This is a genomic window from Pseudomonas sp. GW821-FHT10C09 (genome assembly GCF_059415465.1).
Window position 1 is genome coordinate 65,567 of record NZ_JBWKNG010000010.1, and the last position, 26,308, is coordinate 91,874.

The 26,308-nt window shown below is 60.4% G+C and carries 22 protein-coding genes; 8 read left to right on the forward strand and 14 right to left on the reverse strand.

Annotation, left to right across the window (positions count from 1 at the left end):
* Window positions 1–50 precede the first annotated feature (50 nt).
* The 8 genes from tldD to mreB form a co-directional block, all read right to left on the reverse strand.
* Window positions 51–1,493 carry a metalloprotease TldD gene (gene tldD, locus AC07N8_RS12220; protein ID WP_493143759.1) on the reverse strand — a complete coding sequence of 481 codons (1,443 nt, stop codon included), beginning with the start codon at window positions 1,491–1,493 and terminating at the stop codon, window positions 51–53.
* An 18-nt stretch (window positions 1,494–1,511) separates the two neighbouring features.
* Window positions 1,512–2,360, reverse strand: a complete 849-nt coding sequence (locus AC07N8_RS12225; protein ID WP_493143761.1) for a carbon-nitrogen hydrolase family protein — start codon at window positions 2,358–2,360, stop codon at window positions 1,512–1,514.
* A gap of 80 nt (window positions 2,361–2,440) precedes the next feature.
* Complete coding sequence (locus tag AC07N8_RS12230) at window positions 2,441–6,244, reverse strand: YhdP family protein (RefSeq protein ID WP_493143763.1); 3,804 nt, start codon at window positions 6,242–6,244, stop codon at window positions 2,441–2,443.
* A gap of 75 nt (window positions 6,245–6,319) precedes the next feature.
* The gene (gene rng, locus AC07N8_RS12235; RefSeq protein ID WP_008008603.1) at window positions 6,320–7,777 is read right to left on the reverse strand and encodes a ribonuclease G; all 1,458 of its coding nucleotides are present in this window, start codon (window positions 7,775–7,777) and stop codon (window positions 6,320–6,322) included.
* Window positions 7,778–7,834: 57 nt separating this feature from the next.
* Complete coding sequence (locus AC07N8_RS12240; RefSeq protein WP_483842543.1) at window positions 7,835–8,431, reverse strand: Maf family protein; 597 nt, start codon at window positions 8,429–8,431, stop codon at window positions 7,835–7,837.
* 43 nt (window positions 8,432–8,474) lie between these two features.
* The gene (gene mreD, locus AC07N8_RS12245; protein ID WP_483842542.1) at window positions 8,475–8,966 is read right to left on the reverse strand and encodes a rod shape-determining protein MreD; all 492 of its coding nucleotides are present in this window, start codon (window positions 8,964–8,966) and stop codon (window positions 8,475–8,477) included.
* Window positions 8,966–10,051 (reverse strand): rod shape-determining protein MreC, encoded by a 1,086-nt coding sequence (mreC, locus tag AC07N8_RS12250; RefSeq protein WP_493143889.1) that lies wholly within the window; start codon window positions 10,049–10,051, stop codon window positions 8,966–8,968. The genes mreD and mreC overlap by 1 nt, the downstream gene beginning before the upstream one ends.
* Window positions 10,052–10,241: 190 nt before the next feature.
* The gene (gene mreB / locus AC07N8_RS12255) at window positions 10,242–11,279 is read right to left on the reverse strand and encodes a rod shape-determining protein MreB (protein ID WP_002555108.1); all 1,038 of its coding nucleotides are present in this window, start codon (window positions 11,277–11,279) and stop codon (window positions 10,242–10,244) included.
* 211 nt (window positions 11,280–11,490) lie between these two features.
* On the opposite strand from mreB, the gene gatC reads away from it, so the two are divergent.
* The 6 genes from gatC to AC07N8_RS12285 all read left to right on the forward strand — a co-directional run bounded on the left by gatC (window position 11,491) and on the right by AC07N8_RS12285 (window position 16,805).
* Window positions 11,491–11,778, forward strand: a complete 288-nt coding sequence (gene gatC / locus AC07N8_RS12260) for an Asp-tRNA(Asn)/Glu-tRNA(Gln) amidotransferase subunit GatC (protein WP_493143766.1) — start codon at window positions 11,491–11,493, stop codon at window positions 11,776–11,778.
* A gap of 16 nt (window positions 11,779–11,794) precedes the next feature.
* Entirely contained in the window at window positions 11,795–13,246 is a 1,452-nt protein-coding gene (gene gatA, locus AC07N8_RS12265) for an Asp-tRNA(Asn)/Glu-tRNA(Gln) amidotransferase subunit GatA (protein ID WP_493143768.1), read from the forward strand.
* Window positions 13,247–13,256: 10 nt separating this feature from the next.
* On the forward strand, window positions 13,257–14,702 hold the full coding sequence (gatB, locus tag AC07N8_RS12270) for an Asp-tRNA(Asn)/Glu-tRNA(Gln) amidotransferase subunit GatB (RefSeq protein ID WP_223523715.1): 1,446 nt from the start codon (window positions 13,257–13,259) through the stop codon (window positions 14,700–14,702).
* Window positions 14,703–14,941: 239 nt separating this feature from the next.
* Entirely contained in the window at window positions 14,942–15,316 is a 375-nt protein-coding gene (locus AC07N8_RS12275; RefSeq protein ID WP_483842540.1) for a septal ring lytic transglycosylase RlpA family protein, read from the forward strand.
* A 50-nt stretch (window positions 15,317–15,366) separates the two neighbouring features.
* The gene (locus AC07N8_RS12280; protein ID WP_493143770.1) at window positions 15,367–16,428 is read left to right on the forward strand and encodes a calcium/sodium antiporter; all 1,062 of its coding nucleotides are present in this window, start codon (window positions 15,367–15,369) and stop codon (window positions 16,426–16,428) included.
* Window positions 16,425–16,805, forward strand: coding sequence for a carboxymuconolactone decarboxylase family protein (locus AC07N8_RS12285; protein ID WP_452624944.1), 381 nt, complete (start codon window positions 16,425–16,427; stop codon window positions 16,803–16,805). The genes AC07N8_RS12280 and AC07N8_RS12285 overlap by 4 nt, the downstream gene beginning before the upstream one ends.
* 129 nt (window positions 16,806–16,934) lie before the next feature.
* On the opposite strand, the gene AC07N8_RS12290 is transcribed toward AC07N8_RS12285, so the two are convergent.
* From AC07N8_RS12290 to kdgD, 5 genes are all read right to left on the reverse strand, one after another.
* Entirely contained in the window at window positions 16,935–17,876 is a 942-nt protein-coding gene (locus AC07N8_RS12290) for an AEC family transporter (RefSeq protein ID WP_493143773.1), read from the reverse strand.
* A 185-nt stretch (window positions 17,877–18,061) separates the two neighbouring features.
* Entirely contained in the window at window positions 18,062–19,615 is a 1,554-nt protein-coding gene (garD, locus tag AC07N8_RS12295; RefSeq protein ID WP_483842537.1) for a galactarate dehydratase, read from the reverse strand.
* Window positions 19,616–19,626: 11 nt separating this feature from the next.
* Entirely contained in the window at window positions 19,627–21,006 is a 1,380-nt protein-coding gene (locus AC07N8_RS12300; protein WP_483842536.1) for an MFS transporter, read from the reverse strand.
* A gap of 166 nt (window positions 21,007–21,172) precedes the next feature.
* Window positions 21,173–22,618 (reverse strand): aldehyde dehydrogenase family protein, encoded by a 1,446-nt coding sequence (locus AC07N8_RS12305; RefSeq protein ID WP_123435297.1) that lies wholly within the window; start codon window positions 22,616–22,618, stop codon window positions 21,173–21,175.
* Window positions 22,619–22,678: 60 nt separating this feature from the next.
* On the reverse strand, window positions 22,679–23,590 hold the full coding sequence (gene kdgD / locus AC07N8_RS12310) for a 5-dehydro-4-deoxyglucarate dehydratase (protein WP_027924508.1): 912 nt from the start codon (window positions 23,588–23,590) through the stop codon (window positions 22,679–22,681).
* A gap of 239 nt (window positions 23,591–23,829) precedes the next feature.
* Here kdgD and AC07N8_RS12315 point away from each other — a divergent pair, with 239 nt between their 5' ends.
* Together AC07N8_RS12315 and AC07N8_RS12320 are read left to right on the forward strand one after the other, a co-directional pair.
* Complete coding sequence (locus tag AC07N8_RS12315) at window positions 23,830–25,134, forward strand: phospholipase (RefSeq protein WP_493143776.1); 1,305 nt, start codon at window positions 23,830–23,832, stop codon at window positions 25,132–25,134.
* Between the two features lie 14 nt (window positions 25,135–25,148).
* Window positions 25,149–25,340, forward strand: a complete 192-nt coding sequence (locus tag AC07N8_RS12320) for a hypothetical protein (protein ID WP_493143778.1) — start codon at window positions 25,149–25,151, stop codon at window positions 25,338–25,340.
* 158 nt (window positions 25,341–25,498) lie between these two features.
* Here AC07N8_RS12320 and AC07N8_RS12325 read toward each other — a convergent pair whose 3' ends face one another.
* Window positions 25,499–26,248 carry a FadR/GntR family transcriptional regulator gene (locus AC07N8_RS12325; RefSeq protein ID WP_483842534.1) on the reverse strand — a complete coding sequence of 250 codons (750 nt, stop codon included), beginning with the start codon at window positions 26,246–26,248 and terminating at the stop codon, window positions 25,499–25,501.
* Window positions 26,249–26,308: the final 60 nt, after the last annotated feature.

A 26,308-nucleotide genomic window follows, 5' to 3' on the forward strand; every position in this document is an offset into this window, starting at 1 on the left:
GTCCCTTCTCGGGTGAGCCGCACGCGGCTCACCCGAAGCTCCATCCCTGCTTACGATCCTGTGCCACCCACAGTGATCGCATCGATTTTCAGCGTTGGCTGGCCGACACCCACCGGCACCGACTGCCCATCCTTGCCACACGTCCCCACGCCGCTGTCCAGCGCCAGATCGTTACCGACCATCGACACCTTGCTCATGGCTTCCGGACCGTTGCCGATCAACGTCGCGCCTTTGACCGGCGCGGTAATCTTGCCGTCTTCGATCAGGTACGCTTCGCTGGTGGAGAACACGAACTTGCCGCTGGTGATGTCCACCTGGCCGCCGCCGAGGTTGGCGCAGTAGATGCCGCGCTTCACCGAGGCGATGATTTCCGCCGGATCGCTTTCGCCCGCCAGCATGTAGGTGTTGGTCATGCGCGGCATCGGCAGGTGCGCGTAGGATTCGCGGCGACCGTTACCGGTACGGGCCACGCCCATCAGGCGCGCATTGAGCTTGTCCTGCATGTAGCCTTTGAGTACGCCGTTTTCGATCAGCGTGGTGCACTCGGTCGGGGTGCCTTCGTCGTCGACGCTCAGGGAGCCACGACGACCGGCCAGCGTGCCGTCATCGACGATGGTGCACAGCTTGGAGGCAACCATTTCGCCCATGCGCCCGCTGTAGGCCGAGCTGCCCTTGCGGTTGAAGTCGCCTTCCAGACCGTGGCCGACCGCTTCGTGCAGCAGCACGCCGGACCAGCCGGAACCCAACACCACTGGCAACGTGCCGGCCGGCGCCGGAATGGCTTCAAGGTTGACCAGTGCCTGACGCAACGCTTCGCGGGCGTAGCCCATGGCGCGGTCATCACTGAGGAAGTAACGGTAATCGGTACGCCCGCCACCGCCATGACCACCGCGCTCGCGACGACCGTTTTGTTCAACGATCACGCTCACATTGAAACGCACCAGTGGCCGTACATCCGCGGCCAGGCTGCCGTCGGTGGAGGCCACGAGGATGCGCTCCCAGACACCGGCCATGCTCACGGTTACTTGCTGGATGCGCGGGTCAAGGGCGCGGGTGGCGACGTCGATACGCTTGAGCAGGTCGACTTTTTCGGCCCGGGTCATCACTTCCAGCGGGTTGTCCGGCCCGTACAACTGGGCGACGTCCTGAGTGGTGAACGCCTGCACCGTGCCGTTCTGCCCGGCGCGGGAGATCGATCGTGCAGCACGGGCCGCGGCACCCAGGGCTTCCAGGGTGATGGCGTTGCTGTAGGCAAAACCGGTTTTTTCACCCGATTGCGCCCGCACGCCGACGCCTTGGTCGAGGTTGAAGCTGCCTTCCTTGACGATCCCGTCTTCCAGCGCCCAGGACTCGGAAATCTGCCCCTGGAAATACAGGTCGGCGGCATCGATGCCCGGGCCGGCCAGATCACCGAGCACGCCTTGCAGGCTCTCGATCGTTACGCCGCCGGGCGCCAGAAGGTGTTCACTGACTGAGGACAACAACTCGCTCATATGCTTTACGCCTTAAATTCATCGTTCTGAGGCAGGTCGCTGAGCGCCCTGCGAGAAAAAGCGCCGGTGACTGGACACCGGCATCCGCGCCCTGATGGACGCCTGTTCGCTGCTATCGCGTTCGGCCAGCAGCACGGCCTCGCCTTGATTCTGCTGTGCCAGCACCCGGCCCCAGGGGTCGACGATTGCGGCATGCCCCCAGGTTTCTCGCGGCCCTGGATGCGTTCCACCCTGAGCGGCCGCCAGCACATAACATTGAGTCTCGATGGCCCTGGCGCGAATCAGCACATCCCAATGCGCCGCGCCGGTCACCGCCGTAAACGCCGACGGCGCGGTAATCAATTGCGCCCCGGCAGCCCGTAATTCGCTGTACAGCTCCGGGAAGCGCAAGTCGTAACACACCGTCAGGCCGACTCGACCGACCGGCGTATCCGCAACCACCACGCCACTGCCATAAGCATAGTCATCGGACTCGCGATAACGCCCGCGATTGTCCGCCACGTCCACATCAAACAAGTGCAGCTTGTCGTAGCGCGCTACCGTTTCGCCATGATCGTTCACCAACAGCGAGCAGGCATGCACCTTTGCCGTCGGTTGATCCACCGGCGGCAACGGCAATGTGCCGGCCACTATCCATAACTTGAGGTCGAGGGCGGTCTGTTTCAACCATGGCAGGATCGGGCCTTCACCCAACGCCTCGGCGCGCCCGATGTCGGCGATGTCGCGACGGCCCATGGCGGCGAAGTTTTCCGGCAGCACGGCGAGTTGCGCACCACCGGCCGCTGCCTGCTCAAGCAGCCGGCGGGCCTGGGCCAGGTTGGCCAGCACATCGCTTTGGCTGACCATTTGAATCACCGCTACGGACATGGAGCGCTCCTGCATCGCATTTCATGAGAACAGGCGCCCATGCTACTCCATCCTTGACGAGTGCTTTTTCAAAAAACGACTTAAAAAGGTTTGTCGTAGGTAATCTGCGGCTCTTTCCACGGGCCCTTGACGGTGTACTTCACGCTGGCAAAACGGGAGACACGGTCACCGATCAGTTTGTCGATCAGGAACAGCGCACCGCCGACAGCCGGCGCACCCACAATCAACGCCGCAATCGGCAAGTTGTTGGTCACAGGCAAGGTCACCAGCAACTTGGCGTCGATCTGATCACCCACCAGGTTCAAGGTGCCATCCAGTTCGACGTTGCTGGACGGACCGGTCATCCGGATCGGCTCGCGGGTGACGTAGACGCCATTGGTCCCGACCAGCAATCCCTTGACCCGGTCATAGCTCAGGCCTTTGCTGAACAGGTCGGAAAAGTCCAGGCGCAGACGGCGGCCGATGGAGTTGAAGTTAAGCAGGCCGAAGACCTTCAGGGCCTGGGCACTGCCCTCGACTTCAACAAACTGACCCTTGGTCAGCGACGCATCAAGGGTGCCGGAGAAACGCTTGCTGGCCAGCCAGGCCGGCGAACCGGGCCAGCGACCGTCAACATCCATATGAAACTCTTCACTGGTGACGCTCGGCGCAAAGCCCCAGCCTTTGAGCACATCAGCGAGATTCTTGCCGCTGATCCGCCCCTTGTACCAACTGCTGGAGTTGCCGGGCATACCTTCCCAGCCGCCACTGCCTTGCAACAAAATCCCTTTGAGGCCCATATCGAGGTTGTTGAGCGCGATACCTTTGGCAGTCGGACGAATTCTCAGCGACCAGCCACCCACCAGGTCCTGGCCCTGGAACAGCTGGTTGATAGTGATGTCCAGTGCCGGAATCTTTGTCGGGTCGACCGTGGCCAGTGGATCGGGCGAGTTCTCGTCGGCCACTACCTTCGGGTCCGGCGCGGGCAGGCGCACGTATTGCAGATTGACCGTGATTGGTGCGCCTTTCGCATCGGGAACACCGACGGTGCCCTTGACCTGCTGGCTGTCGAGTTGCAACGCCCAACTGGCGGGCTTTCGGTTCACCTGTACGGAAGCCTGATCGAGGGTCGTGCCCAGAGCACTGAGCTTGCCAATCTGTAAGTCTGCACTGCTGAAAAACTGCTTGGCACTGCCACCCGGATCCTGACCGGCGTACTTGCTCACCAGATCCTGCCAGGGACCGACATCCAGTTCCGTCAGCGCACCGCGCACCCGCAGGCCTTTGGCGCCGGGCAATACGGCTTCGCCACCACCGAGGAACAACTCACCACGACCTTCGGCAAAACTACCGCTGGGGGCTGCAAACGTGAAGTTTGCCAACTGACCATAGTTGACCCAGTAACGCCGCTCCGGCCCTTGCAAGGTCATGCGGAACGTCGTGTCACGGCTGTCATCGGCCGTCATGCCAAATGGGGCCGGTAGATCGACCTTCACGCCTTTCAGGTTGGAATTGACCATCAACTGGCTGTCAGCGCCGTCCAGGTTCAGTTGCAACTGATACGGGATCACCCCGGAAACCGGCAACGGCTGAGTCACGCTCAACCAGTCCGTGAGTTTCTTGACCTCGACCTGACCGGAAGCCGTAACGCGTGTCTTGATGTTACCCGCGTTGCCGTCGGCGAAAATCCGCGCGGTGACAGGCTTGTCAAAAGCGCGTGCGCTGATGTTCTGTCCGCTCAAGCCCTTGGTGCTGTCAAAGCGAAAATCACCCTTGAGTTGAGTCAACTCCAGCGCTGGATCGGCCAGCTTCAGACGCGCCTTGGCGGTCTTGAAGTCGACGAGAATCTTCGGCTGCTCGCCTTTGGCCAGCGGGATATCCAGATTCAACGTGCCTTGCAGGTCGCCCTCACCTTCCCACTTGGCAAACGTCTCAGCGGTGCCGATCGGCGCTTCCTGGAGAATTTTCAGGCCATCGCCCAAGCCGCCAGCGAATCCGCCGTCGAGAAACAGATGGACATTCTTGCCATCGGGGACATGGGGGATATTGACGTAAATGTCGCGCACCTGGGTGTCGAGCAACTGGCCTTTGCTGGCCAAAACCCGCACGCCACTGTCTTCCACAAACACATCACCGGTGACCTTGCTCACATGCGGCCAGCCCGGCTGGAACGCCAATTCGGCATCGTGCACCTTGAAGAACAGGCTGATGCTGCGGGCGGTATCGGTCGCACCATGGTTCAGCGAGCCCTGATACTGGAAGAAACCTTCATCCACCGCGCCTTTTAGAATGGCCGTACGCAACCATTCGTCGAGCGCCGGGCTGAGCATGCTCGGCAGGTACTTGGCGGTGTAGCGACCGTCCCCCTCGACCATGCCGACCCGCAGGTCCATGTAATCTTCCTGAGTGTGATCGAAATGCAGGCGAATCAGGAAGTCACCGGCAATCTTGCCCTCTTCGCCGAGTACCTTGAGGTACGGCGCAATCAAGGTGAAACCTTCTTTGTCGAGCTTCCAGGTCAGCGTCGCGTTGGCCTGGAGGTATTGCCATGGCTTGGCGAAAATCGGGGCCAGGTGCAGGACAAAGTCCTTGCTGTCCATGCGCAGTTCGCCCTTGCCGAGGTCACCGCTGATGCTGCCGCTGACATTTCGTGCCGCCGGTGCGCCGTGATAGGCATCAAAACCGACCCGGTCGAGGTTCGCGGCGAAGCTGAACTTGCTGTCGTCGGTGGCATTGGGGCGCAAGTCGATCAGCACATTGCGCAGCCCACCGGTCACCTTGAGTTTTTCGACCGCCGTGGCGACACCTTCAGGCAGTGGGCCCAGGGCATTCAGCAACGGCGTGAGCGGGGTGAGGTCGACGCGGTCGGCTTGCAGGTGCCAGAGTTCTTCGACTTTGTCGGTGGCTGAGGTTTGCGTGAGTTGCAGATGCGATTCCCAGCGCGTCTCGCCGAAGTTCATGGCCAGGGAATCCAGCGTCACCACAACGCCTTCAGTGCTGCGCTGGAAATAGCCATTGAGCGCCAGATTGTTGATCTGGATCGGCTTGCGTTCGGCGTAGGCGCCTTTGACTTGCGGGGCGTTCAAGCGAATGGCCGCAGATTGCAGTGCACCCTTGCCCCAGTTGATCCAGAGCTCGCCACCGGCCTTGATCTCGGAAAAATTCCATTGCTGGGTGAGGCGCTCGGGCAGCCATTTCGACCAGTCGCTTTGCGGCAGGCTCAGGTAAGCCTCGGCTTCACCGTCCTGCCACTGGCTGGCCTGGATACGCGTGCGCAGGCTCATGGCCACTGGCTGGCCATCGGGCAAGGTCATTCGCGCATCGAGGCGTTGACGGGAAGCGCCGGTTTTGAGATTGAAGCCGACATAGGTCAAGGTCAGCGGCGGCTGGTCGAGGGGCTGCAAGGTCACCTGACTGTCGATCACCGACAACTGCTGGACCATTTGCATGCGATTGAGCAGTTGTTCCGGATCAAGCGGCTGATCCTTCTGCACCGGCAGTCCTTCCAGCGACCACTTGCCGTCGTCGCCTTCCTTGAGACTGATCTTCAGGCCGTTCAACTCCAGATGAGCGATGCGCACCTGGCGCGCCAACAGGCTTTCCAAAATGTCCGGCACTGCACGCACCTGGTCCAGGCGCAGGGCATTGGCGCCTTCGCCGACGGTCACGTCATGCGCCAGCAGGATCGGCGCAAAACCACTCCAGTTGCCTTCCAGCTTGCCGATTTGCAGCGGCATGCCCAAGGCCTCGGTGGCTTTGGTTTCAACGTCGACACGGTATTCGGCCACCAGAGGCGTCAGCTCTCGGCCGAGGCTGACGTACAACGCCATCAACACCAGTACCAACGCGCACAGGCCCAGACCCCAGCGGGTCAGTGCAACCAAAATGCGTGTCAGACGTTCCATGTCAGGTGGCTCCCATGGCAAAAATGCTGCAAAAAGCTGAGGCCAGCCGTTCTAGTAAGGTTGAAACACCGCGATTCAGAGCAACACCACGTCGTATTGTTCCTGGGAATACATGGTTTCCACCTGGAATCGGATGGTGCGTCCGATAAACCCTTCCAGCTCGGCAACGTTGCCTGACTCTTCATCGAGCAAACGGTCGACGACTTTCTGGTTCGCCAATACACGATAGCCTTCCGCCTGATAGGCGCGTGCCTCGCGGAGGATTTCACGGAAAATTTCGTAGCAGACCGTTTCCGGCGTCTTCAACTTGCCGCGGCCCTGACAGCTGCTGCACGGTTCGCACAGCACTTGTTCAAGACTTTCGCGGGTGCGCTTGCGGGTCATCTGCACCAGGCCCAACTCGGTGATGCCGATGATGTTGGTCTTGGCGTGATCGCGTTCCAGTTGCTTCTCGAGCGTGCGCAATACCTGGCGCTGGTGTTCTTCGTCTTCCATGTCGATGAAGTCGATGATGATGATCCCGCCCAGATTACGCAGGCGCAGCTGACGGGCAATGGCGGTGGCGGCTTCGAGGTTGGTCTTGAAGATGGTTTCTTCAAGATTGCGATGGCCGACGAAGGCACCGGTGTTGACGTCGATGGTACTCATGGCTTCCGCCGGGTCGACCACCAGGTAACCGCCGGACTTGAGCGGGACTTTGCGCTCCAGGGCTTTCTGGATTTCGTCTTCGACGCCATACAAATCGAAAATAGGCCGCTCGCCCGGGTAATGCTCCAGACGATCGGCGATTTCCGGCATCAATTCGGCGACGAACTGCGTGGTTTTCTGGAAGGTTTCCCGGGAATCGATGCGGATCTTCTCGATCTTCGGGCTCACCAGGTCACGCAGGGTGCGCAACGCCAGGCCGAGGTCTTCGTAGATCACACTCGGTGCGCTGATGGTTTTGATCTGTTCGTTGATCTGGTCCCAGAGACGACGCAGGTAGCGGATGTCCATGAGAATCTCATCGGCGCCTGCCCCTTCGGCAGCGGTGCGCAATATGAAACCGCCAGCTTCCTTGATGCCTTCTTTGGCCACGCAATCGGTAACCACTTGCTTGAGGCGCTCGCGCTCGGCTTCGTCTTCAATCTTCAGCGAAATACCGACGTGAGCGGTGCGCGGCATGTACACCAGATAGCGCGATGGAATCGACAGCTGCGTCGTCAGGCGTGCGCCTTTGGAACCGATCGGGTCCTTGGTGACCTGAACCACCAGGCTCTGGCCTTCATGGACCAGGGCGCTGATGCTCTCGACCGCCGGGCCTTCGCGCAGGGAGATTTCCGAGGCGTGAATGAATGCTGCGCGGTCCAGGCCGATGTCGACGAACGCCGCCTGCATGCCTGGTAAAACCCGTACGACCTTGCCTTTATAGATGTTGCCGACGATCCCGCGCTTTTGCGTACGCTCGACGTGGACCTCTTGCAGAACACCGTTTTCGACCACCGCCACGCGCGATTCCATCGGCGTGATGTTGATCAGAATCTCTTCACTCATGGCAGGGTCTCGTTCAGGCATGTTCACGATAATGGCTGCATCTTGTCAGTACGACGCTCAGCGCGCGTTAAGTGTTTGCCAACAGGGTATGCCGAAATGGCCGAGCAGTTCTGCGGTTTCGCACAGCGGCAGCCCGACCACCGCCGAATAACTGCCATTGAGCCCGGCAACAAATACCGCACCCAGGCCTTGAATGCCGTAGCCACCCGCCTTGTCGCATGGCTCGCGGCTGGCCCAGTAGGCTGCCGCTTCGTCGCGACTGATGTTGCGAAACCGCACCAGGCTGCGCACCACCCGAGACTCGCAGCGGTCGGCGTCGAGTACGGCGATGGCGGTCAGCACTTCATGTTCACGACCAGCCAACAGCATAAGCATGGCGCACGCATCCGCTTCGTCCACCGGTTTGCCAAGTATTTTGCCTTCGAGCACCACGGCAGTGTCGGCGCCCAACACACAAAAATCGGCGTCGGACACGACTGCGTCACGCCCGGCCTCGGCTTTGCCGCGCGCGAGGCGCTCGACATAGGCCGACGGGGATTCTTCAGGTAAGGGGGTTTCATCGATGTCCGCGCTGATGGCGGAGAACGGCACGCCGATCTGCGTGAGCAGTTCACGCCGACGCGGCGAGCCTGAGGCGAGGTATAGCTGTTTCATCAAGACATCTCCCTGTCGTGGTGCGGGCTAATGCCTGACCGAATTAATTGATTTTGTAGCGCCGACGCAGACCACGCAAACCGTAGCTGACCCAAGGCCACAACAACGCGCTGACCAGTGCCGGGAGCACCAGCGCCAGGGTTGGCTGACGGTTACCGGTCAAGGCACTCAGCCACAACTGAACCAGCTGCGCGAGGCCGAAGATCACCAGGATCACCAGGCTCTGTTGCCACATCGGGAACATGCGCAAGCGCTGTTGCAGCGACAGGACCAGGAAGGTAATCAACGTCAGGATCAATGCGTTCTGGCCAAGCAACGTGCCGTACAGCACGTCTTCGGCCAAGCCCAGGCACCAGGCGGTGGCCATGCCGACTTTTTGCGGCAGGGTCAGCGCCCAGAACGCGAGCAGCAACGCCAGCCACAACGGGCGGAGGATTTCCATGAATTGCGGCAGCGGTGAAACGCTGAGCAACAGGCCGATGGCGAACGTCACCCAGACAATCCAGCTGTTTCGGGAGGCTTTGACGCCGACCATTATTCTTGTCTCCCAGTGGCAGCCGGTTCGGGGACAGGCGGTTTGGCAGCAGGCTTCACGGCCGGCGGTTTACTGGCGGCAGGTGGCTTGGAAGCCGCGGGTTTGGCCGGTTTGGCCGGGGTTGCAGGAGCCGGCGTTGCTGGAGCCGGTGCAGCGGCCGCCGGCGTGGCGGCAGGTGCAGCATTGGCCGCAGGCACAACGGTGGTGACAGGAACCGGTTTAGGAACGGTGGCGGGAATGATCGGGCCGCCGCCATGCTGATCCAGTGCCTCTTGTGCCTGGGCCGCTTCGTTGGCGCGCTCTTCGGCCGTGCGGCCATCGCTGAACACCAGCAGCAAATAACGGCTGCGGTTCAACGCGGCAGTTGGCACGGCGCGAACAATGGCAAATGGCTGGCCGGAATCGTGAATCACTTCCTTGACCGTCGCCACCGGGTAACCCGCCGGGAACCGCTGACCCAGGCCGGAGCTGACGAGCAGATCACCTTCCTTGATGTCGGCGGTATCCGCTACGTGACGCAGCTCCAGGCGCTCCGGGTTACCGGTGCCGCTGGCAATCGCCCGCAGACCGTTACGGTTCACCTGCACCGGAATGCTGTGAGTTGTATCGGTCAGCAGCAAGACACGGGAGGTGTAAGGCATCAACTCGACCACCTGCCCCATCAGGCCACGGGCATCGAGCACCGGCTGACCAAGGATCACACCGTCGCGCTCACCCTTGTTGATGATGATGCGATGGGTGAAGGGGTTGGGGTCCATGCCGATCAACTCGGCCACTTCGACCTTCTCGTTGACCAGCGCGGAAGAATTGAGCAACTCGCGCAGCCGAACGTTCTGCTCGGTGAGGGCGGCAAGCTTCTGCATGCGACCCTGCAACAGCAGGTTTTCGGTCTTGAGTTTTTCGTTTTCGGCGACGAGCTCGGTACGGCTGCCAAATTGGCTGGCCACACCCTGCCATAGCCGCTGCGGCAGGTCGGTGATCCAGTAAGACTGCATCAGCACCAGCGACATCTGGCTACGCACTGGCTTGAGCAGTGTGAAGCGGGCATCGACCACCATCAGCGCGACCGATAGCACGACCAGCACCAACAAGCGCACGCCCAGTGAAGGCCCTTTGGTGAAAAGCGGTTTAATAAGCCGCTCCTCCCAGGCAAATGTTCTCTTTATTCATACGGCATCAAACCGGCCTGGATGCAGACTGACAGAAGATAAACGCCAACAGGCAGCACTGCAAAGTGCTGCCTGCGCGCCAACAGCATAGATGCAACCGGCGAGATCACTCGCTGGAAAGCAGGTCCATGGTGTGTTTATCCATCATTTCCAATGCACGGCCACCGCCGCGAGCAACGCAGGTCAGCGGGTCTTCGGCAACGATCACCGGCAGACCTGTTTCCTGGGCCAGCAACTTGTCGAGGTCGCGCAGCAAGGCGCCACCACCGGTCAGTACCAGGCCGCGCTCGGCGATATCGGACGCCAGTTCCGGAGGCGATTGCTCCAGTGCACTTTTCACAGCCTGAACGATGGTGGCCAGGGACTCTTGCAGAGCTTCCAGCACTTCATTGGAGTTCAGGGTGAAAGCACGTGGAACGCCTTCGGCCAGGTTACGGCCACGAACGTCGACTTCACGCACTTCGCCGCCCGGGTAGGCCGTACCGATTTCCTGCTTGATGCGCTCGGCGGTGGATTCGCCGATCAGGCTGCCGTAGTTGCGACGCACGTAGGTGATGATCGCTTCGTCGAAGCGGTCGCCGCCAACCCGTACGGATTCGGCGTAAACCACACCGTTCAGGGAGATCAGGGCGATTTCGGTAGTACCGCCACCGATATCGACCACCATCGAACCGCGCGCTTCTTCAACCGGCAGGCCGGCACCGATCGCAGCAGCCATTGGCTCTTCGATCAGGAACACTTCACGAGCACCGGCACCAAGGGCCGATTCACGGATGGCACGACGCTCAACCTGGGTGGATTTGCATGGAACGCAGATCAGTACCCGAGGGCTAGGCTGCAGGAAGCTGTTTTCGTGAACCTTGTTGATAAAGTATTGCAGCATCTTTTCGCAGACGCTGAAGTCGGCAATCACGCCGTCCTTCATCGGACGAATGGCAGCAATGTTGCCCGGCGTTCGGCCGAGCATGCGCTTCGCCTCGGTGCCGACAGCTACGACACTTTTCTGGTTACCGTGTGTCCGAATAGCCACAACCGATGGCTCATTCAGGACGATACCGCGCTCGCGCACGTAAATAAGGGTGTTGGCAGTGCCCAGGTCAATGGAAAGATCGCTGGAAAACATGCCACGCAGTTTCTTGAACATGGGAAAGGGACCCTAGGCAACGCGTGGGTAAAAAAGTGCGGCAAACTCTAACAACGACAGGGATTTTGGGCAAGGCGCCAATATGTTAAATTGGCCGCTTTTCTGTGCACCAACCCCCACAATCGCGGCCTTATGACCGTAGAAATGCGGTAGTGTTCCGACAATCTAACACACGGACGCCGTCCGTTCTGTATTCCACTGGAGAATCGCAATGGCGCTTGAACGCTCCGACGTGGAAAAAATCGCTCATTTGGCCTGCCTTGGCCTGAATGATGCCGATCTTCCACACATTACTTCGGCCCTGAACAGCATTCTGGGCCTGGTCGACGAAATGCAGGCGGTCAATACCGACGGTATCGAGCCGCTGGCCCACCCACTGGAAGCCAGCCAGCGCCTGCGTGCAGACGTCGTGACCGAGACCAATTATCGCGAGGCCTATCAGTCCATCGCACCAGCGGTCGAAAACGGCCTGTACCTGGTTCCGAAAGTCATCGACTAAAGGGAAAGAGCCTGCAATGCATCAAATGACTCTGGCCGAGATCGCCCGCGGACTCGCCGAAAAAAAGTTTTCTTCCGAAGAGCTGACCAAGACCCTGCTGGCGCGTATCGCCCTGCTTGATCCTCAGCTCAACAGTTTCATCAGCCTCACCGAAGACCTGGCGCTCCAGCAGGCGAAAGCCGCTGACGCACGCCGGGCCAATGGTGAGAGCGGCGCCCTGCTCGGCGCGCCGATTGCGCATAAAGACCTGTTCTGCACCCAGGGCATCCGCACCAGCTGCGGCTCGAAGATGCTCGACAACTTTAAAGCACCCTACGACGCCACCGTCGTCGCCAAGCTGGCCGCTGCCGGGACCGTGACCCTGGGCAAGACCAACATGGACGAATTCGCCATGGGTTCGGCCAACGAGTCGAGCTACTACGGCCCGGTGAAAAACCCGTGGAACCTGGAACACGTGCCTGGCGGTTCGTCGGGCGGTTCGGCCGCCGCGGTTGCCGCGCGCCTGCTGCCTGCGGCCACCGGCACCGACACCGGCGGCTCCATCCGTCAGCCAGCGGCCCTGACCAACCTCACTGGCCTGAAACCGACGTACGGTCGTGTTTCGCGCTGGGGCATGATTGCCTACGCCTCCAGCCTCGACCAGGGCGGCCCGATGGCGCGCACTGCCGAAGACTGCGCGATTTTGTTGCAAGGCATGGCCGGCTTCGATCCAAATGACTCCACCAGCATCGACGAGCCGGTGCCGGATTACAGCGCCAGCCTCAACGGGTCGCTGCAAGGCCTGCGCATTGGCGTGCCGAAAGAGTATTTCAGCGCCGGTCTCGACCCGCGCATTGCCGAGCTGATCCACAACAGCGTCAAGGAACTGGAAAAGCTCGGTGCGGTGATCAAGGAAATCAGCCTGCCGAACATGCAGCACGCGATTCCTGCGTACTACGTGATCGCTCCGGCAGAAGCCTCGTCCAACCTGTCGCGTTTCGACGGCGTGCGCTTTGGCCATCGCTGCGAGAACCCGAAAGACCTGATCGATCTGTACAAGCGCTCCCGTGGCGAAGGTTTCGGCCCGGAAGTGCAGCGCCGGATCATGGTCGGTGCCTACGCACTGTCGGCCGGTTACTACGACGCCTACTACCTGAAGGCCCAGAAGATTCGTCGCTTGATCAAGAACGACTTCATGGCTGCCTTCAATGAGGTCGACATCATCCTCGGCCCAACCACGCCGAACCCGGCCTGGAAGCTCGGCGCCAAGAACAGCGACCCGGTGGCTGCTTACCTGGAAGACGTCTACACCATCACTGCCAACCTCGCCGGTCTGCCGGGCTTGTCCATGCCAGCAGGTTTCGTCGATGGTCTGCCGGTCGGCGTGCAACTGCTCGCCCCGTATTTCCAGGAAGGCCGCTTGCTCAATGTTGCGCACCAGTATCAGTTGAACACTGACTGGCACACCCGCACCCCAACCGGCTTCTGAGGAGACACACATGCAATGGGAAGTCGTGATCGGGCTGGAGATTCATACCCAGCTCACCACCCGGTCGAAAATCTTTTCCGGTAGTTCCACCACCTTCGGCTCCGAGCCGAACACCCAGGCCAGCCTCGTAGACCTGGGCATGCCCGGCGTGCTGCCGGTGTTGAACCAGGAAGCGGTACGCATGGCAGTGATGTTCGGTCTGGCGATTGACGCCGAGATCGGCCAGCACAACGTGTTCGCCCGTAAAAACTATTTCTACCCGGACTTGCCGAAGGGCTACCAGATCAGCCAGATGGAACTGCCGATCGTCGGCAAAGGCCACCTGGACATCGCCATGGAAGACGGCACGATCAAACGTGTCGGCGTGACCCGTGCGCACCTGGAAGAAGATGCCGGTAAAAGCCTGCACGAAGAGTTCAACGGTGCCACCGGCATCGACCTGAACCGTGCCGGCACACCGCTGCTGGAAATCGTCTCCGAGCCGGACATGCGCAGCGCCAAGGAAGCCGTGGCCTACGTCAAGACGGTCCACGCGCTGGTGCGTTACCTGGGCATCTGTGACGGCAACATGGCCGAAGGCTCGCTGCGTTGCGACTGCAACGTGTCGATCCGTCCGAAAGGCCAGGTTGAGTTCGGTACTCGCTGCGAGATCAAGAACGTCAACTCGTTCCGTTTCATCGAGAAGGCGATCAACAGCGAAGTGCAGCGCCAGATCGAGCTGATCGAAGACGGCGGCAAAGTGATTCAGCAGACCCGCCTGTACGATCCGAACAAGGACGAAACCCGTCCGATGCGCAGCAAAGAGGAAGCCAACGACTACCGTTACTTCCCCGATCCGGACCTGCTGCCCGTGGTCATCGAAGACTCGTTCCTCGACGACGTGCGCGCGACCCTGCCGGAATTGCCACCGCAAAAACGCGAGCGTTTCCAGGAGCAATTCGGTCTGTCGGTCTACGACGCCAGCGTGCTGGCGACCAGCCGCGAGCAAGCCGATTACTTCGAGAAAGTCGCGAGCATCGGCGGCGACGCCAAACTGGCGGCGAACTGGGTGATGGTCGAGTTGGGCAGCCTGCTCAACAAGCAAGGCCTGGACATCGAAGACTCGCCGGTTTCGGCCGAGCAACTGGGCGGCATGCTGCTGCGCATCAAGGACAACACCATCTCCGGCAAGATCGCCAAGGTCGTGTTTGAAGCGATGGCCAACGGTGAAGGCAGCGCGGACGAGATCATCGACAAGCGCGGCCTCAAGCAAGTGACCGACACCGGCGCTATCTCGGCGGTGCTGGACGAAATGCTCGCGGCCAATGCCGAACAGGTTGAGCAGTACCGCGCGGCAGACGAAGCCAAGCGCGGCAAGATGTTCGGCTTCTTCGTCGGCCAGGCCATGAAAGCTTCCAAAGGCAAGGCCAACCCGCAACAGGTCAACGAACTGCTGAAAAGCAAGCTCGAAGGCTGATGAGAATGGAGCCAGCCCTGGCTACTGGCTCCATTCCCTGTGGGAGCGAGCTTTTGTGGCGAGGGGGCTTGTCGGAACGCCGCATCGCCCCGTTGGGTCGCGAAGCGGCCCCAATTTCCGGATTCGGTTTGTATCTGACAAATCGTGTTTCGAAATTTTGGGACTGCTGCGCAGTCCAACGGGGGCAAGCCCCCTCGCCACATTGGCTCTATCCCACATTTGTTTCGGGAAACCCTTGAATGAAACGTCTGCTCAGCGCCTGCGCCCTGCTCTCTCTGCTGGCCGGTTGCGCCAGTAACGATGTCATCGATCCACACGGCTACGACAAGACCGGCACGGCGTCCTATTACGGCGCCAAACACCAAGGCAAACGCACCGCCAGTGGCGAGCGTTTCGACAAGAATTCCATGACCGCCGCCCACCGCCAGTTGCCCTTCGGCACACGGGTGAAGGTCACCAACCTGAACAACGACAAGTCCTGCGTGGTCCGCATCAACGACCGTGGGCCGCATACCCGCGGACGCCTGATTGATCTGTCCCATGCAGCCGCCGAACGCCTGGGCATGATCAGCAGCGGTACCGCCAAGGTTCGCGTGCAGGCCCTCGACGACTGACAGACGGAGCACCGACCATTTTCGGACTTGCCGATTTACCCCTGATCAGCGTGATTGAACTGCTCAGCGGCCTGGTTCTACTGATCATCGGCGCGGAGCTGATGGTGCGTGCCGCCGTGCGCCTGGCGGCGCGGCTGAATGTGCGGCCACTGATCATCGGCCTGACCATCGTCGCCCTCGGCAGCAGTGCGCCGCAGATGGCCGTCAGCCTGCAAGCCACCCTCGCGGAAAACGCCGACATCGCCGTCGGCAGCGTGATCGGCAGCAGCATCTTCAACATTCTCGTCACCCTCGGACTCTCGGCGCTGATCATTCCGCTGCGGGTTTCACGGCAACTGGTGCGCCTGGATATTCCGCTGATGATCGGCGCCAGCCTGCTGGTGTTCGTGCTGGCCTGGAATGAACAGCTGACCCGCACCGACGGCATGATCCTGCTGGCAGCACTGGCGTTGTATCTGGCCTTGCTGCTGCGCCAATCGCGGCACTCGGCTCGTCCACCATCGAGCGATCCGCACAGTCAGGCCGCGCCCTGGTTCAGCAGCCTGCTGATGATCGTGGCGGGGCTGGCGATGCTGGTCTACGCCGGACATCTGCTACTGGGGGCGGCCGTTGTGGTGGCAACCGACCTTGGATTGTCGGAACGGATCATCGGCCTGACCATCGTCGCCATCAGCACCTCCCTGCCGGAACTCGCCACCTCCTTGATCGCCGCCCTGCGCGGTCAGCGTGACATCGCCGTGGGCAACGTGATCGGCAGCAACCTGTTCAACCTGTTGGGCGTGCTCGGCGTGACGGCGTTGATCGCGCCGTCGCCGCTGTCGGTATCACCCAACGCCCTGGATTTCGACTTGCCGGTAATGCTCGGCGTCGCGGTGTTGTGCCTGCCGCTGTTCTACACCGGCTACCGGGTGACCCGGGCCGAAGGTTTGCTGTGCCTGGGTTTGTACCTGGCTTACGGTCTGCATGTGGTGTCGTTCACCACCGGCATGCCGCTGGCCGGCAAGCTCGAACACCTGATGCTGTTTTTCGTTCTGCCGGCGCTGGTGGCGTTTCTGCTGCTCACGTCGCTGCTCGCCTGGCGTCGCCAACACCACAAGAGGGATGTGCCATGACCGACAATAAAAAACCTGGCGTTGAAGTCCGCCGCCAAGTGATGGGCGACGCTTTCGTCGACCGCGCACTGGGCAATGCCACTGAGTTCACCCAGCCGTTGCAGGACTTCGTCAACGAACACGCGTGGGGCGCGGTGTGGAACCGTGATGGCCTGGCGCTGAAAACCCGCAGCCTGATTACCCTCGCCGCACTGACCGCGTTGAAGTGCCCGCAGGAATTGAAAGGCCATGTGCGCGGTGCATTGAACAATGGCTGCACCGTGGAAGAGATTCGTGAAACGCTGCTGCATTGCGCGGTGTATGCCGGTGCGCCGGCGGCGATTGATGCGTTTCGGGCGGCGCAGGAAGTGATTGAGAGTTATCAGAAGCCGGAATAAAAACCCAACATTTGTATTGGCAGTGAGATGGCTTTCGCGAGCAGGCTCGCTCCCACAGGGGAATGCATTCCAAATGTGGGAGCGAGCCTGCTCGCGAAGAGGCCCGAAAGAACACCGCAAATTCAGAAGCTAAATCCACCCACCCCACTGCAACAAAAAGATCCCGATGTTGGTCGTGATTGCCGCCATCAACGTGGTAATCACGATGATCGCCGCCGCCAGTTCATGATTCCCCTCAGCCTGACGAGCCATCACAAAACTCGCCGCCGCAGTCGGGCTGCCGAAGTACAAAAACAGAATCCCCAATTCCGCCCCACGAAAGCCCCACAGCCACGCCCCAAGGGTCGTCAGCACCGGCAGGCCGATCATCTTCACCAGGCTGGAACTGAGCGCCATATCGCCGCTTTTGCGCAACGCCGCCAGTGACAGCGTGCCGCCAATGCAGATCAACGCCAGAGGCAAAGTAGTCTGCGCCAGGTACTGCCCGGACGTCTCCAGCCACCCCGGCAAGCCGATCTTGAAATAGGCAAACGGCGCCGCCGCAAACACGCTGATGATCAGCGGATTGCCCATCACGCTCTTGCAGATGCTCCACGGATCGGACTTGATCACCGGGCTGTACACCGCCAGCACAATGGTCGACAGCGTGTTGTAGAACAGGATCACCAACGCCGCGAGAATCGCCCCGAGGGAAATCCCGTAGGCGCCGTACATGCTCGCCGCCAGTGCCAGGCCGATCACCCCGTTGTTGCCGCGAAACGCGCCTTGGGTATAAATCCCCCGGTCTTCACGCGGACACTTCCAGATCGCCCAGACCCAGGCGATGGCGAAACTCACCAGCGTGGCAATCGAGAAGTAGATCAGCAGCGCCGGTTGCAGCGCGGCGTGCAGGTCGGCATGCAGGATGCCCAGAAACAGCAACGCCGGCATGGTGACGTTGAACACCAGGGCCGACGCCGTATGAATGAAGTTGTCGTTGATCCAGCCAACGCGCTTGAGCAACACCCCCAGAAACAGCATGGCAAACACCGGCGCGGTGATGTTCAGGGTTTCGAGGAAGATTGCCAGCATGCCGGGGGGAACCTTGGGTGAGCGTCGTTAGGGGGCTAATGATAAGCCACTCAGCCCTTCGGCGTCTGTTAGACCGCTTTCGCGAGCAGGCTCGCTCCCACATTTGTCCTGCGTAAAACACACAATCTGCGCACGACGAAATTCCCTGTGGGAGCGAGCCTGCTCGCGAAGCAGGCGACTCGGTCTCAGGTAATCGGCGCAGGGTTAAACAGGGTGATGTCGTTATGCAGCTTGTGCTGCTCGGCCCACGTCTGTTTCTTGCCGCTGGCCACGTCCAGGTAGTAGTGGAACAACTCCCAGCCAAGGTCTTCGATCGACGCCCGTCCGGTCGCAATACGCCCGGCATCGATGTCGATCAGATCCGGCCAGCGCTGCGCCAGCTCCGTACGGGTCGACACCTTCACCACCGGCGCCATCGCCAAGCCATACGGCGTACCGCGGCCGGTGGTGAACACATGCAGGTTCATCCCCGCCGCCAACTGCAACGTCCCGCAGACAAAGTCACTGGCCGGGGTTGCGCAGAAGATCAGGCCTTTGCGTTTAAAACGCTCGCCAGGGCCAAGCACCCCGTTGATCGCGCTGCTGCCGGACTTGACGATCGAGCCCAGGGATTTCTCGACAATGTTCGACAACCCGCCCTTCTTGTTGCCCGGTGTAGTGTTGGCACTTCGGTCCGCCTCGCCCTTGGCCAGGTAGCGGTCGTACCAGTCCATTTCCCGCACCAGTTCCTGAGCGACTTCTTGAGTCTCCGCACGGGAAGTCAGCAAGTAGATCGCGTCGCGCACTTCGGTGACTTCGGAAAACATCACCGTCGCACCGGCACGCAGCAACAAATCCGAGGCGAACCCCAGCGCCGGGTTGGCGGTGATCCCGGAGAACGCATCACTGCCGCCGCACTGCATGCCCAGAATCAGCTCGGACGCCGGCACGGTTTCCCGGCGACGCTGATCGAGCTTCTTCAAACGGGTTTCGGCCAGCGCCATGATCTGCTCGATCATCTCGGTGAAACCGTGACTCGAATCCTGCAAGCGGTACAACCACGGCTCGCTCAAATCCACCGAGCTGTCGTTCTCGTGCATCACCTGCCCGGCCTGCAATTTCTCGCAGCCCAGGCTGATCACCAACGCTTCGCCACCCAGGTTCGGGTTGCGCGCCAGGTTGCGCACGGTGCGAATCGGGATGTACGCGTCGGCCGCCGTAATTGCCACACCGCAGCCGTAGCTGTGGGTCAGCGCGACCACGTCGTCGACGTTCGGGTACTTTGGCAGCAACTCATCCTTGATGCGCTTGACCGCATGATCCAGCACACCGGTGACGCACTGAACGGTGGTGGTAATCCCCAGAATATTGCGCGTGCCGACGGTGCCGTCGGCGTTGCGATAACCCTCGAACGTATAACCGTCGAGCGGGGCCTGCGCCGCCGGCACTTCGGTGGACAGCGGCAGGCTGTCCAGCGGTGGCGCAGTGGGCATGCGCAGTTGATCTTCCTTGACCCAGCTGCCACGCGGAATCGGCTGCAACGCGTAGCCAATGGTCTGGCCGTAACGAATCACCTGGCCGCCTTCAGGAATGTCTTCCAGCGTGACTTTGTGGCTCTGTGGCACGAAGTCCACGGTCACCAGGCCATCGGGAAACTCGGTGCCGGCTGGCACGCCCTGGTCATTGACCACGATCACTACGTTGTCCCGCTCGTGCAGGCGGATGTAGCGCGGCGAGTCGGAATGTTCAATCAACTGCATGACGCCGCTCCTCAGGAATGCGCTTGTGACAATTTGTTGTTTGTTTCAGGACCGCTGACTGGCGGCTCCTTGAGTACCACACGTTTGATCGGACCAACGATCACCAGGTAGCTGAACACTGCGACCAGTGCGTTGCAACCGACAAACACCAACGCCCATTTGAACGAACCGGTGGAGCTGATGATGTAGCCGATCACGATTGGCGTGGTGATCGACGCGATGTTGCCGAACATATTGAACAGGCCGCCACTCAAACCGGCGATCTGTTTTGGCGAGGTGTCGGACACCACGGCCCAGCCCAATGCGCCCACGCCTTTGCCGAAGAATGCCAGGGCCATGAAGCCCACGACCATCCATTCGATGTCGACATAGTTACAGGCCACGATGCTGCTGGACACCAGCAGGCCCGCGATGATCGGCGCCTTGCGGGCGAAGGTCAGGGAGTGGCCTTTACGCAGCAGATAGTCGGAAATCACACCGCCCAACACACCACCGATAAAACCGCAGATGGCCGGCAACGAAGCAATGAAACCAGCCTTGAGGATGGTCATGCCGCGTTCTTGCACCAGATACACCGGGAACCAGGTCAGGAAGAAATAGGTGATGGCGTTGATGCAGTACTGACTCAGGTAGACGCCGAGCATCATGCGATTGGTCAGCAACTGACGCACGTAGTCCCATTTCGGACCTTCAGCAGGTTTGCCGGCCGCTTGCCCTTTGCCTTTGTCCTGGTCCATATCGACCATGCCGCCGTTCTCGGCGATGTGCTTGAACTCGGCCTCATTGATCATCGGATGTTGACGCGGACTGTGGATAACTTTCAGCCAGATCAGCGAGAACACGATGCCGATGCTGCCCATTACCACGAACACATGCTGCCAGCCGAACGTGTAGACGATCCAGCCCATCAGCGGTGCGAACAGCACGGTGGCGAAGTATTGCGCCGAGTTGAAGATCGCAGACGCGGTACCGCGTTCAGCGGTCGGGAACCAGGCCGCAACGATGCGTGCGTTACCGGGGAAGGATGGCGCTTCGGCCAGGCCGACGAGGAAGCGCAGCATGAACAGCGCAACGATCGCTGTGGACATGCCGAACTCACCGACGTAGCCCTGGAGCACGGTGAACAGCGACCACGTGAAGATGCTCAGTGCGTAGACTTTTTTCGAACCGAAACGGTCCAGCAGCCAGCCACCGGGAATTTGCCCGGCCACGTAGGCCCAACCGAATGCAGAGAAGATGTAACCGAGGGTGACCGCGTCGATGCCGAGGTCTTTTTGCAGGCTGGAGCCCGCGATGGCGATGGTCGCACGGTCGGCGTAGTTGATCGTGGTCACCAGGAAAAGCATGAGCAGGATCAAATAGCGGACATGGGTCGGCTTGGTCGCTTGCATGTAGATGTACTCCCACTGATTATTTTTATGCGGGGTGAATCTTTAGTTGTTTCCTGTGGGAGCGAGCCTGCTCGCGAAGGTGGTCAACGATGACGCGGGGCATCAGATTGAATGCCGCGTCCTCAAGACCTTCGCGAGCAGGCTCGCTCCCACAAGGGTATTGCGTTTAGGAACCGATGTAGCTGGTCTTCACCACGGTGTAGAACTCTTGCGCGTAGCGACCTTGCTCGCGGGATCCATAGGATGAACCTTTACGCCCGCCGAATGGAACGTGGTAATCCACGCCCGCGGTCGGCAGGTTGACCATCACCATCCCGGCCTGGGAGTGGCGCTTGAAGTGATTGGCGTACTTCAGCGACGTGGTCGCGATGCCCGCCGACAGACCGAATTCGGTGTCGTTGGCCATGGCCAGTGCGGCTTCGTAATCGGCAACGCGAACCACGTTGGCCACCGGGCCGAAGATCTCTTCGCGGCTGATGCGCATCGCGGCTTCGCTGTCGGCAAACAGGGTTGGCGCGAGGTAGTAGCCTTCGGTGTCGCAGGTCACCAGACCACCGCCGCTGACCAGTCGTGCACCTTCGGACTGGCCGATGTCGATGTACTTCATGTCTTGTTCAAGCTGAGCCTGGGAAACCACGGGACCAATGTCGGTGCCGGTTTTCAGCGCGTGGCCGACCTTGATCGACTTCATGCGCTCGGCCACGGCTTCGACGAATTTGTCGTGGATGCCGGCGGTCACGATGAAACGGCTGGAGGCGGTGCAACGCTGGCCGGTGGAGTAGAACGCGCTCTGTACCGACAGCTCGACCGCTTGCTTGAGGTCTGCGTCGTCGAGAATGATCTGTGGGTTCTTGCCACCCATTTCCAGCTGAACCTTGGCCTGGCGCGACACACAGCTGACGGCGATCTGACGACCGACACCGACGGAACCGGTGAAGCTGATGCCGTCGACTTTCGGGCTCTGCACCAGCGCATCGCCCACCACACGACCGCTGCCCATCACCAGGTTGAACACGCCAGCCGGGAAGCCTGCGCGGGAGATGATTTCGGCCAGGGCCCAGGCGCAACCCGGTACCAGATCGGCGGGTTTGAGCACGACGCAGTTACCGTAGGCCAGGGCCGGGGCGATTTTCCACGCGGGGATGGCGATCGGGAAGTTCCACGGGGTAATCAGGCCAACCACGCCCAATGCTTCGCGGGTCACTTCAACGTTCACACCCGGGCGTACCGACGGCAAATAGTCGCCGGACAGACGCAGGGTTTCACCGGCGAAGAACTTGAAAATGTTACCGGCGCGAGTCACTTCGCCGATGGCTTCAGGCAGGGTCTTGCCTTCTTCACGGGCCAGCAAGGTGCCGAGTTCTTCGCGACGGGCGAGAATTTCAGTACCGACTTTATCCAGCGAATCGTGACGTGCCTGAATGCCCGAAGTCGACCAGGCCGGGAACGCGGCGCGAGCGGCGTCGATCGCGGCGTGGACCTGAGCCAGATCGGCCTTGGCGTAGTGACCGATGGTGTCGGTCAGTTCGGACGGGTTGATGTTGGCGCAGTAATCACTGCCCGCAACCCATTCACCGTTGATGTAGTTATCAAAACGCTTTGCATCTGCCACAACAATTCTCCTTACGCAAAAGGCCGCTGATCACTCAGCGGCCCTGTTAAATCGGATGTGTTACTGCGCACCTTGCTTGTCGATCAGCGCGGCGAGCATTTCGTACTCTTCGGCCGTCAGATCGGTCAGCGGTGCACGCACAGGACCTGCGTCATAACCGGCAATTTTTGCCCCGGCCTTGACGATGCTCACCGCGTAACCGGCTTTGCGATTACGGATGTCCAGGTACGGCAGGAAGAAGTCGTCGATGATCTTGCCAACGGTGGCGTGATCCTCGCGAGCAATGGCGTGGTAGAAATCCATCGCGGTTTTCGGGATGAAGTTGAACACCGCCGAGGAGTAAACCGGTACGCCCAGCGCTTTATAAGCAGCGGCGTACACTTCGGCGGTCGGCAAACCACCCAGGTAGCTGAAGCGATCGCCGAGGCGACGACGGATCGACACCATCAGTTCGATATCGCCCAGGCCATCCTTGTAGCCGATCAGGTTCGGGCAGCGCTCGGCCAGACGTTCCAGCAAAGGAGCGGTCAGGCGGCAGACGTTACGGTTGTAGACCACCACGCCGATTTTCACCGATTTGCACACGGCTTCAACGTGGGCGGCAACGCCGTCCTGGCTGGCTTCGGTCAGGTAGTGCGGCAGCAGCAACAGGCCTTTGGCGCCCAGACGCTCGGCTTCCTGTGCGTACTCGATGGCTTGACGGGTCGAGCCGCCCACGCCGGCCAGGATCGGCACGCTGGTTTCGCAGGTGTCGACGGCGGTCTTGATGATTTCCGAATATTCGCTGGCCGCCAGAGAGAAGAACTCACCGGTGCCGCCCGCGGCGAACAACGCCGTGGCGCCGTATGGGGCCAGCCATTCGAGACGCTTGATGTAGCCCGCGCGATGGAAATCGCCCTGAGCATTGAAATCGGTAACCGGGAAAGACAACAGGCCGGAAGAGAGGATGGACTTCAGTTCTTGTGGATTCATTATTCGAACACCCTGGGTAGCAACGTATGTGTGTGTGTGAGGAAACCGTTCAGCTTTCGCCGAGTTGTAGGTCATCGTACAACTTAAATAATAACCGTCAACTGCATTTCATCGCCGTCTGCATTTTTATGTAGGAGAGGTTCTTTCCTTGACGTAGGAAATTTCTCGGCTAAGATCGATTTAACTGTATATGCATACAGTTATTTGAAATCCGCCTACGACATATCAAGGAGCTAGAAATGTCAGGTCTACACACTCAATCCCAGGAAAAATCCAAGCAGGTCATTGCCGTTTTCGATGATCTTTTCAGTGAGCACGGCATTGCCATCAGTGGCCATGAATCGCTGGTACTGCACGTGGGCACACCTCACAACCACGTACCGCAACCGCCCGCCTCCCCTTCCGGCAAAGCCTTGAATGGCCAGCCGCAGCTGAGGTTCGAGGGTGGTGAACATACGGCTATCGGCGATGCCACGCTGCTGCGCTTCATCAAAGATGCCCCCGCGATCCCGGCCTCACAGGTCGAACTGCACTTGCCCAACGGGCTGGCGCTGACCTATGGCCAGGTCGTTGCACTGGGCGGGGATTTCTACGGAATTCCCGAGCAACCGATCAGCGAAGGCGCCACCCCCCCGGACAGAATCCAGCGCTTCGCCAACGCGTTCAACTCGCTGGCGGTGCTGCCGGCCGCGAATGCCGAGGCCAAGCTGATTCTGGGTGTCATGCAAAAGGAAATCGCCGCGGTGAAACAGGCGATCCTGGACGGCAAACAGCCCCATGAAGCCTATGACGCCCTCGGAGATACGTTGTCGGAAGAGTGGAACAAGATCACCGGCGGCGGCAGTTTCGTCTCGGCGCTGTTCCCGTTGGGGCGTTACCTGAAACTCGCCGCCAACAATACCGACCACTTTGCCGAAGGAGCCCTGGCGGCCTACATCGCAGGCCACACCGCGGCCGTGCAGCAAGCCGTGCTGGCGAAAAACAGTGGTGATGAAAAGCTGCTGGAAATCGCCTACGCGATGAATGCTTTTGCTGATCACTACCTGACCGACCTGTTTTCCGCAGGTCACCTGCGTGTACCGCGCAAGCAGTTGGCAGCAGTGGTCACCCCCAGTGATCTGGGCTCATTGATCACCCGCTTCATGCATGACGAAGACAGTAAATTCGGTCTCAATGTAAGCAATGGCAACGGCGATCAATGGCGCGCGTATGGCGATAAACGCTACTTCGACGTGATCGACAGCGCCAATCGCGTGCAGGTCAATCAAGCGGTTCAACTGTCTGCAGATGAGATCTTCGCGGCGTACCTCAGCGGAGTCGCTCCTTCGCCGAGTCATTTCAGCGCCTTGAATAAGCTGCCGGACCTGCAAGTTGTACTGAACCCGGCGGGTAATTTCTCGCCGCTGTTCAGGGTCGAGGGCAGCAAAGTGCTGCGACGCAAGGACGTCAATAACCTGAACGATACCGCCACCGTCGACGACTGGTGGGGCTGGAGCACTTACTTGCTGCTCAAGGACTACACACCCACCGGCAACGTTGCCTGATAAGGAGATCCATGATGACGATCAAATTGAAACTGGAACTGGCTTCGGGCCAATCAATGAACGGTGCGCCGTTGGAGTTGCTGTCCAAGGGCGTGGTGATTGCGCGGGCGGTGGTGGATGGGCGTGGGGATGTGGCGTTTGAGGCCAAGCCTGGGGTGACTGGGCTGGCGGTGAGGGTGGATCGGTCGATCCTGCGTTCAGTCTGACCCTTTAGCGCCAAGGCTTCTGGCCCCTTCGCGAGCAGGCTCGCTCCCACACTGAATCGAGGGTGTACACACATTGTGTATCCACTGAAGATCTCTGTGGGAGCGAGCCTGCTCGCGAAGGCATTCCAGAAGGCGCTGGAAAATTCCGAACCCGAAGACTAAACCCGCTGCGCCTCAGCCTCTTCATGCGCATGACGCAACCGTTCACGGCTGTTGGTCAGGTGCAAGCGCATCGCCGCCCGCGCCGCATCGGAATCCTGGCGGGCGATGGCGTCGTAAATTTCTTCGTGTTCACGGCTCAGGCGATTCATGTAGTGCTGCTGGTCGTCATGGGCCAGGCGCGCCGAGTTCAGCCGCGTGCGCGGAATGATGCTGGTGCCGAGGTGGGTCATGATGTCAGTGAAGTAGCGATTACCGGTCGCCAGCGCGATTTGCAGGTGGAACTGGAAGTCCGAGGCGACGGCATCGCTGGCATGCGAAGCGCTTTCGTTGAGGGCGTCCAGCGCGGCTCTCATCAAGCCAAGCTGCTCGTCGCTACGACGTTGCGCGGCGAGGCCGGCGGACTCCACTTCGAGGCTGATGCGCAACTCCAGAATCGCCAACACGTCACGCAGGGTGACCACCGTCGCCGGGTCGATGCGGAAACCGCTCGGGCTCGGGGTATCGAGCACGAAGGTGCCGATGCCATGGCGGGTTTCAACCTGCCCGGCCGCCTGCAAACGGGAAATCGCTTCGCGCACCACGGTGCGGCTGACGCCATGGGCATCCATGATTGCCGACTCGGTGGGCAATTTGTCGCCGCGCTTGAGGTGACCGTCGCGGATCTGCTCGGACAGCACCGTCACCAATTCCTGTGCGAGGCTGCGGCGCTTGCGAGGGAGGCGTGGTGCGTCGATCGGGTTTTCCATGGTGAACATCTGTCTCGAAAATTCGGCTGAAACCGCATCATAGCTCAACGCGGTTGTACG

What these genes read in the sequence shown, in the direction of transcription:
- tldD (WP_493143759.1), bottom strand. Translation starts at nt 1,493, where the DNA reads ATGAGCGAGTTGTTGTCCTCAGTCAGTGAACACCTTCTGGCGCCCGGC.
- AC07N8_RS12225 (WP_493143761.1), bottom strand. Translation starts at nt 2,360, where the DNA reads ATGTCCGTAGCGGTGATTCAAATGGTCAGCCAAAGCGATGTGCTGGCC.
- AC07N8_RS12230 (WP_493143763.1), bottom strand. Translation starts at nt 6,244, where the DNA reads ATGGAACGTCTGACACGCATTTTGGTTGCACTGACCCGCTGGGGTCTG.
- rng (WP_008008603.1), bottom strand. Translation starts at nt 7,777, where the DNA reads ATGAGTGAAGAGATTCTGATCAACATCACGCCGATGGAATCGCGCGTG.
- AC07N8_RS12240 (WP_483842543.1), bottom strand. Translation starts at nt 8,431, where the DNA reads ATGAAACAGCTATACCTCGCCTCAGGCTCGCCGCGTCGGCGTGAACTG.
- mreD (WP_483842542.1), bottom strand. Translation starts at nt 8,966, where the DNA reads ATGGTCGGCGTCAAAGCCTCCCGAAACAGCTGGATTGTCTGGGTGACG.
- mreB (WP_002555108.1), bottom strand. Translation starts at nt 11,279, where the DNA reads ATGTTCAAGAAACTGCGTGGCATGTTTTCCAGCGATCTTTCCATTGAC.
- gatC (WP_493143766.1), top strand. Translation starts at nt 11,491, where the DNA reads ATGGCGCTTGAACGCTCCGACGTGGAAAAAATCGCTCATTTGGCCTGC.
- gatA (WP_493143768.1), top strand. Translation starts at nt 11,795, where the DNA reads ATGCATCAAATGACTCTGGCCGAGATCGCCCGCGGACTCGCCGAAAAA.
- gatB (WP_223523715.1), top strand. Translation starts at nt 13,257, where the DNA reads ATGCAATGGGAAGTCGTGATCGGGCTGGAGATTCATACCCAGCTCACC.
- AC07N8_RS12275 (WP_483842540.1), top strand. Translation starts at nt 14,942, where the DNA reads ATGAAACGTCTGCTCAGCGCCTGCGCCCTGCTCTCTCTGCTGGCCGGT.
- AC07N8_RS12285 (WP_452624944.1), top strand. Translation starts at nt 16,425, where the DNA reads ATGACCGACAATAAAAAACCTGGCGTTGAAGTCCGCCGCCAAGTGATG.
- AC07N8_RS12290 (WP_493143773.1), bottom strand. Translation starts at nt 17,876, where the DNA reads ATGCTGGCAATCTTCCTCGAAACCCTGAACATCACCGCGCCGGTGTTT.
- garD (WP_483842537.1), bottom strand. Translation starts at nt 19,615, where the DNA reads ATGCAGTTGATTGAACATTCCGACTCGCCGCGCTACATCCGCCTGCAC.
- AC07N8_RS12300 (WP_483842536.1), bottom strand. Translation starts at nt 21,006, where the DNA reads ATGCAAGCGACCAAGCCGACCCATGTCCGCTATTTGATCCTGCTCATG.
- kdgD (WP_027924508.1), bottom strand. Translation starts at nt 23,590, where the DNA reads ATGAATCCACAAGAACTGAAGTCCATCCTCTCTTCCGGCCTGTTGTCT.
- AC07N8_RS12315 (WP_493143776.1), top strand. Translation starts at nt 23,830, where the DNA reads ATGTCAGGTCTACACACTCAATCCCAGGAAAAATCCAAGCAGGTCATT.
- AC07N8_RS12320 (WP_493143778.1), top strand. Translation starts at nt 25,149, where the DNA reads ATGACGATCAAATTGAAACTGGAACTGGCTTCGGGCCAATCAATGAAC.
- AC07N8_RS12325 (WP_483842534.1), bottom strand. Translation starts at nt 26,248, where the DNA reads ATGGAAAACCCGATCGACGCACCACGCCTCCCTCGCAAGCGCCGCAGC.